General features: G+C 45.5%; 2 protein-coding genes. Both read left to right on the top strand.

Going from position 1 to position 1,561, the window contains the following annotated elements; translation table 11 throughout:
• Positions 1 to 982 (top strand): autotransporter outer membrane beta-barrel domain-containing protein (locus ICN10_RS10060; protein ID WP_216215367.1); only part of this gene is annotated, 982 nt, incomplete at its 5' end.
• A gap of 157 nt (positions 983 to 1,139) precedes the next feature.
• A complete protein-coding gene (locus ICN10_RS10055) occupies positions 1,140 to 1,541 on the top strand; it encodes a hypothetical protein (RefSeq protein ID WP_216215366.1) in 402 nt (133 codons plus the stop codon).
• Positions 1,542 to 1,561: the final 20 nt, after the last annotated feature.

Genomic DNA, 1,561 nt, shown 5'->3' with positions numbered 1-1,561 from the left:
CGCCTTCATGTACCGCAATATCACCAGCACCCCAAGCAGTCCCGGTACTACACCTCCACCCCTAGTCGATATTCTCAACACCTATAGCGCTGTTGCTAAGCAAGGTTATCAACTCAATTCAGTTCTCAATGCGCAAAATACTTTATTGAGGGTAGGATTAAATTACGACTGTACGGTCTATGGTGCTAATAACGTATGCGTAGGGGTTGGAGGTCGCTATACCGATGTGAACAACCCAACTAGCACTCAAACTGCAGGCAATATTCAGCTTGGGTATCGCCCTACACCACAGACTAGGGTCGGTGTATTTTTAGATCAAGGCATTCACAATACCGCTCCAAGCTCTTTTAGCATCAAGAACTCTCAGCCTTTATTCGGATTGTTTGCTGCTTATGGAGGCGATTTAGGACCATCGGTAAAAGTGTCTGGGGCATATGGTCAAAACAATGCCAATATCACGAGGACCGCTTTAACGGATACCGAAGCTGGTCAGGGCAGCACTTCCATCATTGCACAAGGCGCTCAATTAGAAACTGCTTATGGTTTTGCGCTAGGGCAAAATTGGATTGCCGCCCCGCTACTAGGAGTAAGGGCTACTGAAGTGAAGCGTAATGGCTATACGGAAGACGTAGGCGCCACCTTCCCTGTTACTTATAACGCCGTCAAGCAATCGGCAACCACAGCTTATGCTGGCGCCAAAATCATGGGTTATGTATTACCTAATGTCTCTGTAGGAGCTAGCGCTGGTGTTGAGCAAGATCTTTCTAGCAATATGGATAACTACACAGGTTCTATTTACTTCTTGGGCGTATTTAATCAAGCTGCTCCTGCGGTACAAAAAACCAGAGCCTTTACAGCGCTCAATGCTAGTTACTGGATTGATAAAAATCAAAGAGTTAGTTTAGGTGCCTACTATAACCAACAGTCTTTAAATAGTGCTAATGGCATTACTGGCTTGCTGAGTTATACGATTGGTCTGTAAATAAAATAGCGTTTTGCTGATTGGGCTCCAACTAACTATTATTCATTATCAATTCATTTTGCGTAATCTTGCCAGCTTAGTTTGAATTGAAGCACTATAGATTATAGGGCGTATCTAATTGATGGAGGGTGCTATGTTGATTAGTTCCATAAACTTCGTGCAACGGATTCAAAAGACAGTTTTATTCTTCGCATCTGTTTTTGGCTTAACAGTTTTTGCCCCATCAATTACCCAGGCAGGTAATATCGGATGGGCAATATCTGCTGGCAGCGGCTTTGGTAGCTGGCAACCTGCAGCCTATGATCCGTGGGGTGGTTGGGGCGGCAATTACGATGGCCCTGCCTATGGCTATCCGTACGGTGCTGGATTTTACTCACCACTTGTAGTGTACGTAGCGCCCCCTGTGATTGCTTATTCAAGCCCACCGCAACCCATGATTCTTGCTGCACGAGCTCAACCCACCAGTTTGGTATTTTTGCCAAGCGAGTGGCCAATATTTTCCGTATGTACAAAATTGCACTTCTGGTTGGCAAACTCAACCTGCAATGCCGCCAGCTAGCAGTACAAAGCCTAGCTAGC

Source organism: Polynucleobacter sp. 86C-FISCH, from assembly GCF_018882415.1.
GTDB lineage: Bacteria > Pseudomonadota > Gammaproteobacteria > Burkholderiales > Burkholderiaceae > Polynucleobacter.
Note: the sequence above shows the minus strand (reverse complement) of the source record. Positions and strands in the feature narration are given on the sequence as shown.